The following is a 16,663-nucleotide window of genomic DNA, read 5'->3' as shown; positions in this document are numbered from 1 at the left end:
TATGTCACAGGTAGGACAGACAGGCGCGTCACAGAATACGCCAGTGGACTATAGTTCCCAGACATCAGGGTCAGGTGGCACAGCGCCGCTGGATGAAGTCGGACGGGGAGATCTTGACGGCGAAAACCTTCGATATTCCCGTGAAAGCAAAAGTACCGAAGTTTTGAAAGGTCAACAGAAGAGAGCACCAGAGCTTGATAAACCCGGTGATGTCAAGCCCACCCATCTTGAAACAGCCAGTTCTGACGTCAACGATATCAGCAAGCAAACTCAGTCATCTCTTGAAAATACTCAGAAGCTGGCGGAAGGGTTGCGCACTGGTAACCTCAGCCCGGAACAGCAACAGCAACTGAAAAAAAACGCTGATCTTTTGAAAGGCAGCGCCGGTCTTATAAGTAACCTTCATGGCCATAATCTCGGAACTGCTGAGGGTAAGAGAAGTGTTCTTGCCGGAATGGGCTTCAGTCAGAGCCAGCTCGATGCCCTGATGTCACTGGCTGATCCGGATGATGCAGGCAACTCTCTGGCGTCCCTGCATGGCGGTGAATCAGCCTTACAGGGTAAAAAAGATGCTCTGAAGGCCATGGGTTTCAGTGAAAGTCAGGTGGATGCCTTGCTGTCACTGGCTGATCCGGATGATGAAGGCAATTCACTGATGTCAACTCATCAGGCCGGGTCCGGGAAAAATAAATCGGCCCTTGCCTCTCAGGGATTCAGCAATGCTCAGGCAGAACGTTTGACGGCTCTGTTGAACGGCCAGACATTTGGTACTGAACAACAGAAAGAACTACTGAAACAGATGGGCTTTAGTGATGCAGAAGCCGATGTGTTGCTGGCCACGGCCGATCCTCAATCGTTGAAAACTCAAGGTAAGCTTGCCCGATCAATAGATTCTAATCAGCTTGCTCATTTGCAAGAGATGGCAAAGGTCGCCAACGTACTATCAACAGGCAGCCCGATCGGTGACAGAGTGCTGCAACAGCTGGTGGACATTTTTACTGTGTTTGAACTCCTTCACGAGATGGGGGTTCAGGGTCGAAGAACCGCCAGAGAAACCAGGGCCGCTGAGTATGATGCAGCCAAGCAGGAAGTTTTGCACCAGGCCGAAGAAATGAGATCAGCGGCCCTCTACACTCTGATAGCAGGCACGATCAGCGGTACCATGAAAATAGGTGCAGGTATGATTGCAATTAATGGTGCACGGGGTGGTGGTTCCGCCGCTGAGAAGCAGATCAGGATGCAGTTGGCTACCCAGCAGGCTCAGATAGCGACGGGTGGGGGTGACATTGTTTCTGCGGGCGTTAACTATCACGCTTCAAAACACCAGGCATTACAGAAAGAGCATGAAGCCTACCAGAAAACCCACGAAAACTCGGCTCAGAGTGCATCTGAGTGGATGCAGTTGCAACAGGACATGGTGAAGACTGTTCAAAGTAAGATGGACGAAATTATACGAACCTGGTTCGAAACACTGAAAACCACTACACGAGGCTAAACAGAGACGTTCAATCTCTGAGGATTGCCGTCTACTGCATGCAGGAGGCATGACATGACTATTCCACTCGACAGGGCCGGTGGTGCATCAGCGCCATCGTTTCTGGAGAGTAACCAGAACGTTGCAGGCAACCAGGGAGCCAAAGGCAAGGTTGCCGGACAAACGGTTCAGGTTCGGTCTGATGCCACTTCTGCGCTGCTTGACAGTGCAGAAGAGCTTTCCATGGTCGCTGACCGCTTCAAGCAAACCAAACTCAAAGACAGAAAACTCTCCAGTGGTTCAGAACTCTCCGACAAGCTGCTTGAGCGCATCAAGAAAATACAGGCTATTCAGGAAACCCAGGCATTCAAGGATCTGGTTAACAATTTCAGTAATCAAACCAATCTCAACCCCAATCAGGTTCTGAAGCAGGCCCAGGAATTTTCGGACGACGTGCTTGAGCAATTTGCGGCACTGGATTTTGCCGCGGAATATTTTGAAGAGCAGGGAGACCAGGAAAAAGCCAATCAAATTCGTACGGCTCAGCAAAGCATCAGGGAAAAGAACCCGACACTGATCCAGGCTGGCCTCAATATCTCTGAGTCAGCAGCCGAGATGATCGAAGAGATGGGCTTTGATGTTGATGTTCGTACGGTTCGTGAAAGCTATGCCAACCTCATTGACTCAGCGAAGATGGATCATGTGCGAGATGACGGTTCACTCAAGACAACTTATCGCTATCTGGTAGAAACCTACGGAGCAGAGAATCTGGAAGGAGCTATTCAGGGACAACTTGATCTCCTTGCGACGGATTTGAACTGTACCACTCACTCCACTTCACCGGTCAGATTGAAAGTCATTATTGATGATATGAAAGGGCTGAAGATTCAGTCGGGTGTTCATGATGCCTGTTGCGAAGCTGAAGAGAGGCTGGAAAGAACATTCCCTGAAGAAAAAGTCGTTCGATTGGTGCTGATGGAAGAGATGCTCGATCTCGTCGATCAACAGTGGGTGACAGAGTCTGATTTTGAAAAATTGCCGTTAAAAATGAATCTGGAAAAACTGGAAGCTCATATTTTTGCGTTGACTTCCATCGTCGATATCGTGAGGTCCATTCCCGAAGAAGTGTTTACCAATGATGAGACCAAACTGAATATGCTGTCTGCGGCAACAGACAGTCTGGATACCAAAATTGAAGAGGAAGAGTCAGAGGCCATTGAAGAGGCTGATCTGGATGCCAAGCTGGATGATAGTTTTCTGGGTGAAGTAACCGCCTCTCTGGATTTGCCATCAAGTAAGAAAGTTGAAACGCCTTTTTTTGCTGCTGGGAAGGAACAAAAATCTCAGTAGCCACCATTGAAGACTCTACAGCTGAAAAAGGGCAGGGCGTGCCTGTGAAAGCTGTTTAGCACGAGGGAAGCAAGCTATGGATTGGCGCGATGAGGTGGTTTCGGATATCGGCCGGGGAATGGGTGTTGAGGGACTCAGTTTCGGCGTATCCGGAGTGATCAGCATGGAATTTGAATCAGAAAGGACCCTGTATCTGGAGACACAGGAAGAGGGTGTTCTGGTCTACATGGTTCAGGGATTGTCCCGATTCGATGCCTCCAAAAGTCTGGTTTACGCGCTAAAAAAGTGTCATTACACCCAGTCACTTGTGCTGCCATTGCAGGCAGGACTGAAAGGAGAAGAGGAACTGGTCTGGTTGATTTATCTCAATAATGAACAGTTCTCCCGTCCAACCGTCGAAAGTGCTATCGAAACAATAATAAGACAATCTGAGCAGCTTGCTGCTTAATGCTCCGTAGGGTGGCAGGCTTGACCTGCTGAAAACTGTGACCAACTCAAGAGGTCTGTTATATGGCCGAAAATATTATCAACTCAAAAGGCCTGACAGAGAAAGCACTTGAATCTGCCGAAACCTTTGCCGTTCCGGAGAAAGTGGATGCAGGTGCGGCAGATAAATTTGGCAACTTGCTGTCAGGTGATGCCGATGGACAGCAGGCAATACAAGCTGCATCAGCTGTTGGTCAGCCAGAAGGGGGAGCCCTGACTCTGGGAGATAAGATTCTCAGAGGTATGCAGGGGTTAAGAGAGCATGTTGAAGCAGGTAAAGAGAATGTCGTCTCCAACCTGCAGCCTGGTGAAACCATGACCATGCAGGACATGTTTAAAACCCAGATGGCCATGACCAACCTGATGGTCACCGAGGACTACATAGGGAAGATTGTCAGTAAGAGTACCCAGACGTTTGATACTCTGCTGCGCAATCAGTAATTCCTGACGGAGTCCTGAAGCAGGTGCACAGCTGTCTGGTTATTTTGGATCCAGAAATACAGCCGGAGTCACCCGTTCATGATCAAGGAAACTGTGCACCGTACTCTGAAATACCTGGGAGTCATCTGTCTCAGCTTTCTGCTGGCCGGGTGTAAGGTTGAGCTCTACTCTGGTCTTTCTGAAAAGGAAGGCAATGATATGCTGGCTATCCTGCTGGATGGGGGCATACCTGCAGAGAAGCTCATTAATAAAGAAAAGATGGTGACCCTGATGGTGCCATCTGACGAAGTTTCACGTTCGATCAAGTTGTTGCGTGGTTATGGATATCCCAAGGAGAAGTACTCTTCCATTGGTGATATTTTTCCGAAAGATGGTCTGATCTCCTCACCCACTGAAGAGAGAGCTCGTTATACCTATTCCATGTCACAGGAGCTTTCATCAACATTATCCATGATTGATGGTGTCATCACCGCTCGTGTTCATGTGGTGTTGCCTCAGGAGCAGGATTCTCTGAGTGACGTCAATTACCCTTCATCGGCCTCTGTGTTTATCAAGTACACACCAGAGCTGGAGCTGGCGGGTTTCATTCCAAAGGTCAAAACACTGGTGTCTAACAGTATTGAAGGACTGTCCCTGGATAAAATCACGGTTTCTCTGTTTCCTGCTACCCGTATTAATCAGGGGAGCAGTGCTGCACCCAAAATGGAATCGGTATTTTTCGTTAAGGTCAATCCTTCTTCTGCAGGGGCTTTGAGAGGGGTTATCTATGGGCTCCTGTTTCTTTTGGTCATGACCCTTGCTGGTTGTGGAGCACTGTATTGGATGATGTTTATGAAGAAAGGCAAGAAGAAAGTCAGGAAGACTGAATGAACACAGAGCAACCAAACCTTCAGATGGACCCTGAATTAGAACTGTTTCAGTCCATTGCTGAATTTAACCTGTACCTGGTGCGCTTTATCCATCACAGCTGGTTGCAAACCATCAAGTTATCACCATTGGTCAAACAGCTCAGAAAGGCCGGTAATGCAGATTTTCATCTGTCTCATTTTTTATTAAAAGAGTTTGATCTTAGCAACGACTTTGATTACGACTTTGATGAAAAGCACAAAAGAGTAGCGCTGGCTGACGAAGAAGCCATTACAAAACTGGCTTTTTATTTGGGTATTATTCTCAACGAAAGTGTTATTCGAAATACCCTTCGTAAGCGGGAAAGGCTGTTGCTAAAGAAAACGTTGGGTGAGGATGGGTTTCGTTTCGCGGTTAAAAAGGCGCAGTTTTTCAGTCGCATCGGAACTGATCTGGGGCCAAGTTTTTTGATTGACTGGGATCATCTCGATAGTTTTAAACGATATCTTACGCAATCCGGTTTTCAGGTGCTTGGAAGGGCTTTCTCAGAGAGTTCTCCTGCCTTTATCAAAAGGCTGGAATTAAAACTGCCTGTTTCATTTCGCGATACTATCTGGAGTTCAGACCGGAGTTCAGAGAAATCGGACCTGGATATCAATCAGTGCAAGACACTGGTCGTTAAAGTTCATAAAGAGGTGAATAGAGAATGGCGTCACCTGTTCGTCTGACTTCCGGACAGTTGACGATTGACCCGTCAGCGAAAGTCCTGAAATCACAAGATTATGCAGACTATCTTGAGTCTGAAGAAATCGTCAGCAAAGCTCGGGAGCATGCCAGAGAAATACTGGAGCAGTCTCGTCAGGCCTATGAGAAAGAAAAGCAGAGAGGTTTTGAAGAAGGTTTAGCAGAAGGTAAGGTGGATCAGGCTGAGCAGATGCTTAAGGTTGTCAGTCGAACCATAAACTATCTCTCAGAGGTGGAGAAAGCCCTGGCTGATATTCTGATGTCGGGGATTAAAAAAATAATTGGTGAATATGATCAGGAAGAACTTGCCGTAAGTCTGGTAAAAAATGCCCTACAGCATGTCAGAAATGAGAAGCAAGTCACCATACGTATCCCTCCCAGTCAATTCAAGATGGTTAAAGCAAGACTCAATGAAATACTGGGGGAATACAAAGGTGTAGGCTTTATAGATCTTGTTTCGGATGAGCGTCTGTCTACCGGTGACTGTATCATGGAGAGTGACATCGGGGTTGTTGATGCCAGTGTGGATCTGCAAATCAAGGCGCTACAAAAACGCTTTGAAAGAATTAACTCTGAAGCTGTAACCAGTATTACCAACGATCACTCCATGTTCGATGAGCCAAAATGATTGTGATTCATATATAACGCGATAACCTTCCCTGATCGTTTTTTCTCAGTCCCTGAGTCATATTCAGATACTGGCTTACCCGTATTTTTGGTGTGAATAATAATGGTTCGGACATTGTACTCCCCCTGTGAGAGTCAGTATGTGTTAAATACTCATAACTATGAGATTTGAACTGATTGTTTAAGATGTTCTTAGTGAGTATATTCAACTTATTAACTTATTAATGGGTTTGGTTGGCCACTGTCATTGCATCAGCCATAAAGAGCATTGAATAGAGCTATACTGGCTTTCAATGTGAGCATTGAAAATCCAACCATCCATCAGGCAGTAGCCAGAGATTACCCAAAAGGTTTCCTTTCTGACGATTTCACTCACCCCTGTCCGGTTTTGATGAAGGCTGCTGCCTGACTGAAAGGCCGGACCTTCAGAAGAGGTTGGCATAAAATGCAGGTCATTAAGACCGATGTTGCAATTGTAGGTGCTGGCGCTACTGGCCTTCGTGCAGCTATAGCGGTTGCAGAAAAAGACCCAAACCTGAATATCGCACTGCTTTCAAAAGTCTACCCGATGCGCAGTCACACTGTGGCAGCAGAAGGGGGGTCGGCTGGCGTTATTCAGGATCATGACTCTTTCGAGAATCACTTCAAGGATACCGTTTCGGGTGGTGACTGGCTCTGTGATCAGGATGCTGTCGATTACTTTGTTCAGAATGCTACTGAAGAAATGATTCGGCTGGAACACTGGGGATGTCCATGGAGCAGGAAACCTGATGGTAATGTTAATGTACGTCCATTTGGCGGTATGAAGATTGAGAGAACCTGGTTTGCTGCTGACAAATCCGGCTTCCACATGTTGCACACGCTTTACCAGACATCTGTCAAATATCCTGCTATTGAACGTTTTGACGAGTACTTTGCTACTGACCTGATTGTTGAAGAGGGCCGTATTCAGGGTGTGGTGGCTATTGAAGTTAAAACCGGTGAGCCGAAGGTTTTTCTGGCTAAAGCCGTGATTATGGCAACCGGTGGTTCTGGTCGTGTATTCCGCTTCAACACTAATGGTGCCATTGTGACCGGTGATGGTCATGGCATGGCTATGAGAGCGGGTGCGCCCCTGAGAGATATGGAGTTTGTTCAATATCACCCAACCGGTCTGCCCGGTTCAGGAATTCTGATGACGGAAGGATGTCGTGGTGAAGGCGGTATTCTCCTCAATAAGCATGGCTATCGCTATTTGCAGGATTACGGCCTGGGTCCGGAGACACCGGTGGGTCAGCCAAAGAACAAGTACATGGAACTGGGCCCACGTGACAAGCTCTCTCAGGCTTTCTGGAATGAGCAGCGCAAGGGCAATACCATTGAAACCCCTCTGGGTGATGCCGTACTGCTGGATCTTCGTCACCTGGGTGAAAAAACACTGATGGAGCGCCTGCCGCTGATCTGCTCACTGGCTAAAAACTATGTAGGTGTTGATCCTGTTCATCAGCCTGTCCCGGTTCGTCCTGCGGTTCATTACACCATGGGGGGGATCCGGACTGATATCAACTGTGCCGCCGATATTCCCGGCCTCTTCGCTGCGGGTGAATGTGCCAGCGTAGGTATGCATGGTGCCAACCGTCTGGGCTCAAATTCGCTGGCAGAAACGGTGGTATTCGGTGCCCTGGCGGGTGATAAAGCAGCCGGGTTTGCTCAACAGGCTGTAATGTCCAATGAGAAAAAGCTAATGGATCAGGCGAAGATGCACCTGGCCAGCATCGAAAGCCTGCGCAACGCAAAGGGTACTGAAAAAGCTTCTCACATTCGTCATGAGATGGCGAAAACTATGGAGCGTTGTTTTGGTATCTATCGAATCGGCGAAGAGATGCAGGAAGGGGTCGACAAGATTGCAGAGCTTCGTGAGCGCTTTCGTAACGTTCGGGTTGAAGACCGCAGCAAGGCTTTCAACACTGAGCTCTTGCAGGCTTTTGAGTTGCAAAGCTCTCTCGCTGTCGCTGAAACCATGGCTGTAGGCGCCCTGAATCGCAAGGAGTCTCGTGGTGCTCACCAGCGGATTGATGGCTTCGAACACCGTGACGACGAGAAGTTCCTGAAACACACTCTGGCCTACTATAACGGTGACTCAGCTCCCCGTTTGGACTACCAGAACGTCAATATTACTCGTTATCAGCCAGAAGAGCGTGTTTACGGTGCAGCGGCTGAGAAGGGCACTGTGGTTGAAAAGAGTGCTGCGGCTTCTGATACAAAGTGACGGGAGAGCTGAAAATGAGTCACAAGACAATCAACATCGAGATTCTGAGGTACAACCCGGAAAGCGATGAGAAGCCCGTTTATGGCAAGTTTGAGGTGCCTTTCCTTGATGAGTGGTCCATGTTGGATGCCCTTGAATACATCAAGGACGAACTGGACTCTTCCCTGGCCTATCGCTGGTCTTGCCGTATGGCTGTCTGCGGTAGCTGCGGTATGGTCATTAATGGAACACCAAAGCTGGGTTGTGAGACCTTCCTGAGGGATTACAAGGGCACTATCAAGGTAGAACCTCTGGCTAACTTCCCGATTGAGCGGGATCTGGTGGTGGATGCAGAAGACTTTATCAAAAAACTGGAGTCCGTTAAGCCCTACATCATCAACGCAATGGAAAAACCGGTTGCAGAAGGTGTGAACAGACAGACACCCAAAGAGTTGAGCCTTTACAAGCAGTTCTCCAGCTGCATTAACTGCATGCTTTGCTATTCAGCCTGCCCGCAAATGGGAATTAATCCGCTGTTTACGGGCCCAGCCGTTATTGCACTGGGACACCGTTATAATCTGGATACGCGGGATGATGGTTATGATGAGCGTACCGAAGTCATTCAGGGCAAGAATGGTGTTTGGTCCTGTACCTTCGTGGGCTATTGCTCAGAGGTCTGCCCGAAGAATGTCGATCCGGCTGCTGCTATCAACCAGAACAAGTTACAGGGTGCCCAGGACTGGGCTTTGTCTTTCCTGATGCCACGTAAAGGAGGCAAGTGATGAGTCGTCGTCCTTATGTGCGTCCTATGAAGCGCACCTGGTATAAGGATCATCCTTTTTACCGCACCTACATGGTCAGGGAAGCAACCTGTCTGTTCGATGCGCTATACAGTATCAACCTGTTCTTCGGTATCCTTCAGCTAACCCGGGGAAAAGATGCCTGGGAGGCCTGGCTGTCCTTTCAGGCTAATCCTCTGATGATTTTGTTCACTGTTGTGACACTGGGGATGACTCTGTTTCATGCAGTCACCTTTTTTGATATGACACCACGGGTATTACCTCAGCAGATTCGCAAGATAGTGGCTGATAATGTGGTCAATAAACTGATGTATGCAGGTCTGGCAGCTGTTTCTGTCATTATTTTTGCAGCTCTAGTGCGGTTTTGAGGGAGAGAGTCATGAGTCAGAAAAGACATATTGAGCCGTTGCTCTGGAGCCTGTTTGGCGCTGGTGGCACGACAATCGCCTTCTTCTTCCCGGCTGTGATCCTGGTGATCCTGGCGGTATCTCTGGGCGTGATTCCTGCAGAAGCGCTTTCTTATGAAAGAATGTCAGGTTTCTTCCTGAATAACCTGATTGGACAGTTGGTTCTTCTGGTCGCCCTGGTGCCTTCCTACTGGGCCTGTATCCACCGGATTTACCACGGACTGCATGATTTGGGTTTTCATCCGGGGGCAGGGCTGAAAGCACTGCTTTATGGAGCCACTCTGGTTTTGAGTGTGGTGACTGTGATGCTGGTACTGGTCTGAATTAAAGAGATTTCAGATCAAGAAAAGCCGTCAGACAGTGTTTGACGGCTTTTCTTCTTTCTAAGCCCGGTTATAAAGCGGACATTTCGATGCGAATCTGACGAAGTTGCTGCTCCAGGGCCTTCTGCTGATCAGGCGTCAGCTCCCCTTCCTGTAACTTCACCCCCAGTTTGTTGATCATCTGACTTAAAGAAGAGAGGCATTCTTTTTCCGTACGCTCAACCATTTCCGGGAGAAGATCCTGCCCAAGCCTGCTGTTATCGAGGTAGTCATGGGCCCTGACTTTGGCAATGATTCTGACCGGGTTCTCTGAAGTGCCCAGCTGAGTCATATACTCACTGATTTGTTCAAATTGCTCTGTCAATGAAACGTCTGAAACCACCAGTTTACTGACGATATCTTCAGCAGTGAGCTGGCCAGCGAAGCCGGCTAACAGTTTCATGGCTCCATCTGACTGATTTTTTGGTAAGGTTGAGATCAGTTTATTCAGTTGATTCAGGTCCTTGATGAAGCGATCCATGGACATCTGAGCACCGACTAAATCACCCTCTTTAAAAAACTCCAACATCATGCCCAGTTCTGCAGGCGCCAATTTGCCTTCCGAGGGCGTTGTTTTGATACCTCTGGAGAGAATCGACTTGTTTCCTGGTCCTGACTCTGGCTTCTCTGATGAGAGATATTTCTTCGCTTGGGCGGGATCAGCAGACGCATTGCCTTCATCGACAAGGGGTTTTTTGGGGTCAAATTGTGTCTGGGGGAGCGGTTGTCCTGAGCCATCAATTTTCGACATAGTACCATTCCGTGGTTTTTAGCAAGAAAGGACGCCTGAAAGCGAAAGCATTCTTGCTGATATCGCTGCCTGATTTGCAGGCAGAGCAGTATTGTGAGTATCTTCTGAAAGAATAGCTCTTTTTAGCGTGGAAATGCAGTATTCATTCAAGAATGAACTCCCGACTTTCCTCAATGGCAGATGAAAAGGTAGACTCTTCCATGATTGACACGTTACCCAAAGCAGAGCTTCATCTGCATATTGAAGGTACTCTGGAACCCGAACTGATGTTTTCTCTGGCTGAAAGAAATAAAATCAGCCTTCCCTACCAAAGTATCGACGACGTACGGGATGCCTACCAGTTTTCCAATCTGCAATCCTTTCTGGATATTTACTATGCCGGCGCCCGGGTTCTTCAGACCGGGCAGGATTTCTATGATTTGACCTGGGCGTATCTTGAGCGCTGTCAAAAGGACAATGTGATCCATACCGAGATTTTCTTTGACCCACAGACCCACACCGATAGAGGTATTGCATTTGGCACTGTGTTTGAAGGCATTGATGCCGCACTTCAGGATGGCAGGAAACAGCTGGGTATCAGCAGTCACATCATTATGTGTTTTCTCCGACACTTGGGTGCCGGGGCAGCGCTGAACACGTTTGAAATGTCGAAACCCTGGCATCAGAGAATGATTGCTGTCGGTCTCGACTCTACTGAGTTGGGGAACCCTCCGGAGATGTTTGCCGAGGTCTTTGACAAAGCCAGACAGGCTGGGTTGAAGACCGTTGCTCATGCAGGAGAAGAAGGTCCGGCAGAGTACATTTGGGGGGCTTTGAAGGCACTGAAAGTATTGCGGGTTGATCATGGTGTTCGATGCCTGGATGACGAAAGTCTGGTTCAATATCTGGTTGAGAACAAAATTCCTTTGACAGTGTGTCCCCTTTCGAACGTCAAGTTGTGTGTATTTGACAGACTGTCAGACCATAATCTTAAGCAGATGCTGGACAAAGGACTCTGTGTCACTGTCAATTCTGATGATCCCTCCTATTTTGGTGGTTATATCAATGACAATTTCCGTGCTACGCAGCAAGCGTTAGGGTTGGACGATCAGTCTGTTTATCAATTGATTCGAAACAGCTTCAATGCCAGTTTTCTTGAGCGTTCAGAAAGGTCTGAGTATCTGGCTCGTCTGGACAGTCTTTATGAGGAGTTAAGTGATGACTAAAACGGTGGTGGTGACCGGAGCAAACCGGGGTCTGGGTCTTGAGTATTGCAGGCAGTTTTTGGAAAAAGGCGACAAAGTCTATGCCTGTTGTCGGGCACCGGAGTCAGCGGAAGATCTGCTGAGGTTGAAGCAGCAACACCGTGAAAAGCTGGAGACGGTGCCTCTGGATGTCACCCACCCTGCACAGAGAACGAATCTGAAGAACACGTTGCAGGGAGAGCAGATCGATATACTGGTCAATAATGCGGGCATCTACGGTCAGCGACTAAAATTCGGCGAAGTTGAGTCTGAAGAATGGCTCAAGGTCATGAAAGTCAACACCATTGCACCTCTTTTGCTGGTGCAGGAGCTGGTTGAATTCATGCCTCAGGGTTCAAAGATTGTATTGATGACCAGCAAAATGGGCAGTATCGCTGATAACACAAGCGGTGGAAGCTACATTTACCGCTCCACAAAAGCGGCATTAAATGCTGTTGGCAAGAGTATGGCGCACGATCTGTCGGATAAGGGAATCAGTGTTGCTATCTGTCACCCGGGTTGGGTTTTGACTGATATGGGTGGACCCAATGCTCTGATTGATAGCCGAATCTCCATAAAAGGACTGATTGCAGTGATTGAGCGGCTTGGGCTGGAGAACAGTGGTCAGTTTTTTAACTATGACGGTGCCCTGATCCCCTGGTAATCATAAGGTTAGACACTGCTTTTACAGGCAGTGTCTATGAGTTTAATAAGTCCGTGTACTCCAGTTTCCTTTGTTCAGAACAGGCCCCATATCCCAGCCGTTGGGTGCGCCCTTCTGGTCCTCCAGTGTGACTACAATCTTCGCTTTGGAAAGCTTTTCTGCCCACCCCCTGGGTATCGTCATCTCTTTAGTGCCTGATTCAGGCAGCATTCCCAGAGAAATGGGCTCAACACCATCCATCATCAACCATAGTTCACAGGCTTTCCCTTCAGGGACGGAATCAGGCTGAACGGTCTCCATGACCAGCTTTTTACTGCCCAGAGATGCGTTGAGAATCCACCCGGGGCTTTTTTCCTGATTATTGACGACATAAACGTACTCCATACCTGTCGGGTTGACCGATTGGAAGTTCGCCAGAGCCATCAAAAGAGCCAGGGCAACAGAGGCAAAAGCGGTACCTTGCCAGAACTTCAGGCTGCTCCAGAATGATTCTTTGTTGCTGGTGGCTTTCTGAATATTTTTCCAGATATATTTTGGCGGCTTCACAGGAAGTAAAGCCTCGTTCAGAACATCCAGATGCTCTCGCCATTCATCAACTTCACGCTGAGCATCGTGGCTCACGGCCATCAATACTTCAAATTGAGCTTTTTCATCGGGCGTCAGCAAACCGAGCACATAGTCTGCTGCAGCCTGATTTCTTTCATCAGGATTGCTCAGGTCTAAGCGGTCATGCATTCCTTCAACCTCATCAGTCCACGTCGAATCCATGTTTTCACGGTGCCAATAGGAACCTCCAGCTGGTTAGAAAGATTCTGATGAGTCATTCCATCAAAATAACTGAGTTCCAGACAGCGTCTCTGGTTATCATTCAGAGTTTTCAGACAGCGGTGAACCTCTTGACTGTTCTGCCTGTCCGTCACCATTTGTTCCTGGCTGGAACTCTGGTCGACCTGCAAGTCAAGGGTTTCCGTTTCCATCTGGGGCTCTCGTTTCAGCTTTCGCAAATGGTCCAGTGCCTGATTTCTGGCAATGGTGTTCATCCAGGTCATAGGAGCAGCCTTGCTGCTGTTATAGCTGGATGATGCCTGCCAGATTTTGATATAAACCTGCTGAAGGCAGTCTTCAGCAAGCTCCCTGTCTTTCAATATACGCAGGATCACGGCAAAGAGTTTCGCCGAAGTCTGCTGGTAAAGATTTTTTAAGGCTTTTTGTTCCCCCCGGGCACACCTGGCCAAGTCTTTAGCAAGGCTCTGTGGAGAGGGTGTTGATAGTGGGGTGGAGGTCAGACTCATTCCGCACGTTCTGTTTATGGGTTAAGAGGCGTTACTCTACCGGATAAATCGCTCCCATCAAACCTCCATAAAAGACTCGTATCCTGTCTGACTGTCTTAAAACAGACAAAGAGTGCATGCAACAGTGGTTCTGTAGCCTTGATCCGGGTCATCGGAATGCTTCCGGTAACATTGGCTGCTGAGATTATCCGGCAGGATCTTTCCGGTTTGAGTACAGCTCCCGTCAGACAACTGTAGTCGTGGTCTTTACAGCTTTCTGATAGCTTCAGAAACACCGCTGTAACACTCTTTGATAGCAGAAAGTAATGATTCGAACTTCTCATTTTCAGCGCGTTTGCCGACTTCTTCGAGCTCATTGGTCAGCTGTATCAGCTGGCTGGCTCCCACAATCATAGAAGAGCCTTTGATTCGGTGTGCCAGGCTGGCGATCTCTTGATGCATCTTTTTTTCAACCGCTTGATCCAGAGACCTGAGATCTTCTTCTGTGGTGTTCAGGAATTCATCCAGAAGCGTCTGCATGAGAGGAGCATCTTCCTCGGTGAGCTGTCGCAGATTCCCAAGGTCGATCAATGGATACCTCCTTTTTATCTTGATCAGTTCTGGAGAGCATTCAGAATATGTGTCGTCGATAGATGTTAAAACTTCAGGAATTTGTTCATCACGGCATGCAGAGCCTTATCGAAGAACTGAGTGTCTTCAATAATACGGATGCGCTCATTTTCTATGCCGGACTTGAGTGCATAGCCGGACATTTCGGCAACTTTCATCCCAGAGCTGTTAACAAAGGTATAGCGATGGGTGACTGCATTGATAGAGGAGAGCTTGCAACGGAAATGCTGATCCTTCTTGCCTATGAATTCAACCCATTGGCCTACAATTAGTTGCACTCCGGTATGTTCATCAAGAGTATTCTTTTCGCTGACTTCGTCATCTTCTGAAACATTATCATCGACTTCAGGGGTAAGAGCACCTAATTCAAGGTCAGAATCATCTAACCTCTTACTCTGGAGTACGATCTCTTCGGTATCCGGTTCTGGATGCACTTCTTCTGCTGTTGAATCTTCGGGGGATACAGTAATGACTTCTTCTCTGGGGAATTCACTGGGTATTGATATTAGTGCGTCCAAATCATTCATCCATTCAACTACGATAAAGGGGTCATGACTGGTTTTGTTGAGGTAGTCGAGTAACATAGTTTTCAACAGAAGCCAGTCCTGAGTTGAGACTGAGTCACGGTGATCAGTTTGTAGATTCCATAACAAAATATCCAGTGTATTGATGGCATCGAACCATGAAACGTCTGTTGATTCTGAGTGACTAAGGACACTCTCCAGAATATCAGACCAAACGTCATTAACCAGCTTTTTCATGGACTCTGGTACTGTATATTGGTGTGTAGAAATAAGATTGGAGATGATGAACTGGAGCTCGTTGTTAACCTCGCCTGTCTCAGCTTCGGGATCAATAGCCTCGGTAATGTCAACCTCTTCATGTACGGCAGATTCAGTCTGATTGGGCTCTGTCGTGGTTTGATTCTGCTCTATGGAACCCCTGATTTTAAGTAGCTTTTCGTTAAAGTTTTTATGACAAATGGAAAATATTTCAGGGTTTTCTGTGAAGTGTTTGATAATGTACTTGATGGTGTCTTCAATCAACTCGATGACTGGCTTCTCGGTTTCTGGCTCCAGTGTCGTACGCATGCCAGCCGAAGTCATGTCATTGAGCAATTCTCTTGCCGCATGGTGGCGATCGGTTAAAAAATTTTCTTCCAGCAAAGTCAGTTTTAAAACGGGAATCTGAAGTAAGCCAATCAGTTTTTTAACTTCATCCGGTAACTCATGATCGTCCAGAATAAACTCGAACAGCATGCCGACCACGTTGATAAGGTCACGGTGCCTTGGTGATAGTTTTTGTTTTACGCCTTTGTCTTTCAAAGCGCTTTTTATAGACTCTGCCAGGCTGAAGATAGAGGCATTTTGACTTGAGAGCTCTTCTTGTATAGATGTCAGGGTGCTGGCTAGCTCGACGCTGGCAAACAGACTGGCATCGCAACTCACCGTAGCATCAGGAGCCTTTGACGGAGCATTCAGGAGTCCTTCTACTCTGGAAAGCAGCCTGTTTGCCAGCTCATTTATGAATGCTTCATTCCAGATGTGGGATGAGTCTTCCGTTTTTTGACTCGTATCAGGTGCAGGCGCTTCTTGCTTATTTCGGGGAACAGCATCTCTGCTGTTCCCCGCTGATAATACTTGAATGTGTTTCGATTTTGAAAAGGGTTCATCTTCAGGTATTTCTGCAATTTTTGTAGCCGGTTTACTGATTTCAAGGCCGATAGAGTCAAGGTAATCGTCTACTTCATGCCAGAGCTCCATCACTGCAGGCTTTATCTTGACAGCAAATTGTAAAAGCAGCTCCTGGGTCAGTTCCGGTTCCAGCTGAGCGGGAAATAGTGCCTGCGCAAAACTCTCACAGATCTTCTGAGCACCGAGTGGATTATTCTCCGGCTCATAATGGATTAATCCGGACAGCCTGTTTTGAATATTGTTGAAGTATTGAAGATGGTCATTCATGCTGAGCTGTCTGGCGGCAGACTGCCACGCCAGTTTTTTCTCAAGATCGCCATTGTCAATTAATGACAACTCACCCTGGGATATGGAGGTGTTTGTATTGTCCTCTTCTTCAAAATCATGAAAATGTTTTAATACTTCCATCCGGAAGTATTCTATGATTTCACTTTCTGATCTTATCAGGTTCTGCCTGGCTTCCATGAACTGCATAATTTGAACATTGTTTTCGCCAGCCTCAGAAAGCTCTACCAGATGTTGAATCAGGTCAGTAAGAATAGGATCGACAGGGGGGAATATCCTCTTTTGGAAAGCATTAATGAGAACGGTGTTTATTTCACCGACCTGAGAGAGTTTTGCCGAACTCGGTAGCGTTACAACATTGCTCAACGTTCCTGTCATAAA

General features: G+C 47.5%; 18 protein-coding genes. 13 read left to right on the top strand and 5 right to left on the bottom strand.

Going from position 1 to position 16,663, the window contains the following annotated elements; genetic code table 11:
* Position 1: 1 nt before the first annotated feature.
* From ACOJUO_RS01190 to frdD, 11 genes are all read left to right on the top strand, one after another.
* Entirely contained in the window at positions 2 to 1,495 is a 1,494-nt protein-coding gene (locus ACOJUO_RS01190) for a hypothetical protein (RefSeq protein ID WP_422134880.1), read from the top strand.
* A 54-nt stretch (positions 1,496 to 1,549) separates the two neighbouring features.
* Positions 1,550 to 2,824 (top strand): TyeA family type III secretion system gatekeeper subunit, encoded by a 1,275-nt coding sequence (locus ACOJUO_RS01185; RefSeq protein WP_422138703.1) that lies wholly within the window; start codon positions 1,550 to 1,552, stop codon positions 2,822 to 2,824.
* Positions 2,825 to 2,900: 76 nt separating this feature from the next.
* A complete protein-coding gene (locus ACOJUO_RS01180; protein ID WP_422134878.1) occupies positions 2,901 to 3,272 on the top strand; it encodes a hypothetical protein in 372 nt (123 codons plus the stop codon).
* A 62-nt stretch (positions 3,273 to 3,334) separates the two neighbouring features.
* Positions 3,335 to 3,751, top strand: a complete 417-nt coding sequence (locus ACOJUO_RS01175; RefSeq protein ID WP_422134877.1) for an EscI/YscI/HrpB family type III secretion system inner rod protein — start codon at positions 3,335 to 3,337, stop codon at positions 3,749 to 3,751.
* A gap of 78 nt (positions 3,752 to 3,829) precedes the next feature.
* The gene (gene sctJ, locus ACOJUO_RS01170; RefSeq protein WP_422138702.1) at positions 3,830 to 4,621 is read left to right on the top strand and encodes a type III secretion system inner membrane ring lipoprotein SctJ; all 792 of its coding nucleotides are present in this window, start codon (positions 3,830 to 3,832) and stop codon (positions 4,619 to 4,621) included.
* On the top strand, positions 4,618 to 5,325 hold the full coding sequence (locus tag ACOJUO_RS01165; protein ID WP_422134875.1) for a SctK family type III secretion system sorting platform protein: 708 nt from the start codon (positions 4,618 to 4,620) through the stop codon (positions 5,323 to 5,325). Before sctJ ends, ACOJUO_RS01165 begins: the two co-directional genes overlap by 4 nt.
* Positions 5,304 to 5,969 (top strand): HrpE/YscL family type III secretion apparatus protein, encoded by a 666-nt coding sequence (locus ACOJUO_RS01160; protein WP_422134874.1) that lies wholly within the window; start codon positions 5,304 to 5,306, stop codon positions 5,967 to 5,969. Before ACOJUO_RS01165 ends, ACOJUO_RS01160 begins: the two co-directional genes overlap by 22 nt.
* 444 nt (positions 5,970 to 6,413) lie before the next feature.
* Positions 6,414 to 8,216, top strand: coding sequence for a fumarate reductase (quinol) flavoprotein subunit (gene frdA / locus ACOJUO_RS01155; RefSeq protein WP_422138701.1), 1,803 nt, complete (start codon positions 6,414 to 6,416; stop codon positions 8,214 to 8,216).
* 14 nt (positions 8,217 to 8,230) lie between these two features.
* A complete protein-coding gene (locus tag ACOJUO_RS01150) occupies positions 8,231 to 8,977 on the top strand; it encodes a succinate dehydrogenase/fumarate reductase iron-sulfur subunit (RefSeq protein ID WP_422138700.1) in 747 nt (248 codons plus the stop codon).
* Complete coding sequence (locus ACOJUO_RS01145) at positions 8,977 to 9,363, top strand: hypothetical protein (protein ID WP_422138699.1); 387 nt, start codon at positions 8,977 to 8,979, stop codon at positions 9,361 to 9,363. Before ACOJUO_RS01150 ends, ACOJUO_RS01145 begins: the two co-directional genes overlap by 1 nt.
* Before the next feature lie 11 nt (positions 9,364 to 9,374).
* A complete protein-coding gene (gene frdD, locus ACOJUO_RS01140) occupies positions 9,375 to 9,725 on the top strand; it encodes a fumarate reductase subunit FrdD (RefSeq protein WP_317145485.1) in 351 nt (116 codons plus the stop codon).
* A 70-nt stretch (positions 9,726 to 9,795) separates the two neighbouring features.
* On the opposite strand, the gene ACOJUO_RS01135 is transcribed toward frdD, so the two are convergent.
* Positions 9,796 to 10,515 (bottom strand): hypothetical protein, encoded by a 720-nt coding sequence (locus tag ACOJUO_RS01135; RefSeq protein WP_422134870.1) that lies wholly within the window; start codon positions 10,513 to 10,515, stop codon positions 9,796 to 9,798.
* A gap of 200 nt (positions 10,516 to 10,715) precedes the next feature.
* Between ACOJUO_RS01135 and ACOJUO_RS01130 the strand changes: the two genes are divergently transcribed.
* On the top strand, positions 10,716 to 11,720 hold the full coding sequence (locus ACOJUO_RS01130) for an adenosine deaminase (RefSeq protein ID WP_422138698.1): 1,005 nt from the start codon (positions 10,716 to 10,718) through the stop codon (positions 11,718 to 11,720).
* Positions 11,713 to 12,402 (top strand): SDR family oxidoreductase, encoded by a 690-nt coding sequence (locus ACOJUO_RS01125; protein ID WP_422138697.1) that lies wholly within the window; start codon positions 11,713 to 11,715, stop codon positions 12,400 to 12,402. Before ACOJUO_RS01130 ends, ACOJUO_RS01125 begins: the two co-directional genes overlap by 8 nt.
* Before the next feature lie 42 nt (positions 12,403 to 12,444).
* Here the strand turns inward: ACOJUO_RS01125 and ACOJUO_RS01120 are convergent, their stop codons facing one another.
* The 4 genes from ACOJUO_RS01120 to ACOJUO_RS01105 all read right to left on the bottom strand — a co-directional run bounded on the left by ACOJUO_RS01120 (position 12,445) and on the right by ACOJUO_RS01105 (position 16,660).
* Positions 12,445 to 13,137: an anti-sigma factor gene (locus tag ACOJUO_RS01120; protein WP_422134867.1), complete on the bottom strand. Its 693-nt coding sequence runs from the start codon at positions 13,135 to 13,137 to the stop codon at positions 12,445 to 12,447.
* Entirely contained in the window at positions 13,122 to 13,694 is a 573-nt protein-coding gene (locus ACOJUO_RS01115) for a sigma-70 family RNA polymerase sigma factor (RefSeq protein ID WP_422134866.1), read from the bottom strand. Before ACOJUO_RS01115 ends, ACOJUO_RS01120 begins: the two co-directional genes overlap by 16 nt.
* A 246-nt stretch (positions 13,695 to 13,940) precedes the next feature.
* Positions 13,941 to 14,264, bottom strand: a complete 324-nt coding sequence (locus tag ACOJUO_RS01110; RefSeq protein ID WP_422134865.1) for an Hpt domain-containing protein — start codon at positions 14,262 to 14,264, stop codon at positions 13,941 to 13,943.
* A 65-nt stretch (positions 14,265 to 14,329) separates the two neighbouring features.
* Complete coding sequence (locus tag ACOJUO_RS01105) at positions 14,330 to 16,660, bottom strand: DUF1631 family protein (protein WP_422138696.1); 2,331 nt, start codon at positions 16,658 to 16,660, stop codon at positions 14,330 to 14,332.
* Positions 16,661 to 16,663 lie beyond the last annotated feature (3 nt).

Origin of the sequence: Endozoicomonas sp. ALC020, from assembly GCF_049275935.1 — a bacterium.
Classification (GTDB): domain Bacteria; phylum Pseudomonadota; class Gammaproteobacteria; order Pseudomonadales; family Endozoicomonadaceae; genus Endozoicomonas_A.
Note: the sequence above shows the minus strand (reverse complement) of the source record. Positions and strands in the feature narration are given on the sequence as shown.

Coding starts and splice junctions, on each gene's coding strand:
- ACOJUO_RS01120 (WP_422134867.1), bottom strand. CDS start 13,137: ATGCATGACCGCTTAGACCTGAGCAATCCTGATGAAAGAAATCAGGCT.
- ACOJUO_RS01185 (WP_422138703.1), top strand. CDS start 1,550: ATGACTATTCCACTCGACAGGGCCGGTGGTGCATCAGCGCCATCGTTT.
- ACOJUO_RS01130 (WP_422138698.1), top strand. CDS start 10,716: ATGATTGACACGTTACCCAAAGCAGAGCTTCATCTGCATATTGAAGGT.
- ACOJUO_RS01135 (WP_422134870.1), bottom strand. CDS start 10,515: ATGTCGAAAATTGATGGCTCAGGACAACCGCTCCCCCAGACACAATTT.
- ACOJUO_RS01190 (WP_422134880.1), top strand. CDS start 2: ATGTCACAGGTAGGACAGACAGGCGCGTCACAGAATACGCCAGTGGAC.
- ACOJUO_RS01150 (WP_422138700.1), top strand. CDS start 8,231: ATGAGTCACAAGACAATCAACATCGAGATTCTGAGGTACAACCCGGAA.
- ACOJUO_RS01115 (WP_422134866.1), bottom strand. CDS start 13,694: ATGAGTCTGACCTCCACCCCACTATCAACACCCTCTCCACAGAGCCTT.
- ACOJUO_RS01105 (WP_422138696.1), bottom strand. CDS start 16,660: ATGACAGGAACGTTGAGCAATGTTGTAACGCTACCGAGTTCGGCAAAA.
- frdD (WP_317145485.1), top strand. CDS start 9,375: ATGAGTCAGAAAAGACATATTGAGCCGTTGCTCTGGAGCCTGTTTGGC.
- ACOJUO_RS01160 (WP_422134874.1), top strand. CDS start 5,304: ATGGCGTCACCTGTTCGTCTGACTTCCGGACAGTTGACGATTGACCCG.
- ACOJUO_RS01180 (WP_422134878.1), top strand. CDS start 2,901: ATGGATTGGCGCGATGAGGTGGTTTCGGATATCGGCCGGGGAATGGGT.
- frdA (WP_422138701.1), top strand. CDS start 6,414: ATGCAGGTCATTAAGACCGATGTTGCAATTGTAGGTGCTGGCGCTACT.
- ACOJUO_RS01175 (WP_422134877.1), top strand. CDS start 3,335: ATGGCCGAAAATATTATCAACTCAAAAGGCCTGACAGAGAAAGCACTT.
- ACOJUO_RS01165 (WP_422134875.1), top strand. CDS start 4,618: ATGAACACAGAGCAACCAAACCTTCAGATGGACCCTGAATTAGAACTG.
- ACOJUO_RS01145 (WP_422138699.1), top strand. CDS start 8,977: ATGAGTCGTCGTCCTTATGTGCGTCCTATGAAGCGCACCTGGTATAAG.
- sctJ (WP_422138702.1), top strand. CDS start 3,830: ATGATCAAGGAAACTGTGCACCGTACTCTGAAATACCTGGGAGTCATC.
- ACOJUO_RS01125 (WP_422138697.1), top strand. CDS start 11,713: ATGACTAAAACGGTGGTGGTGACCGGAGCAAACCGGGGTCTGGGTCTT.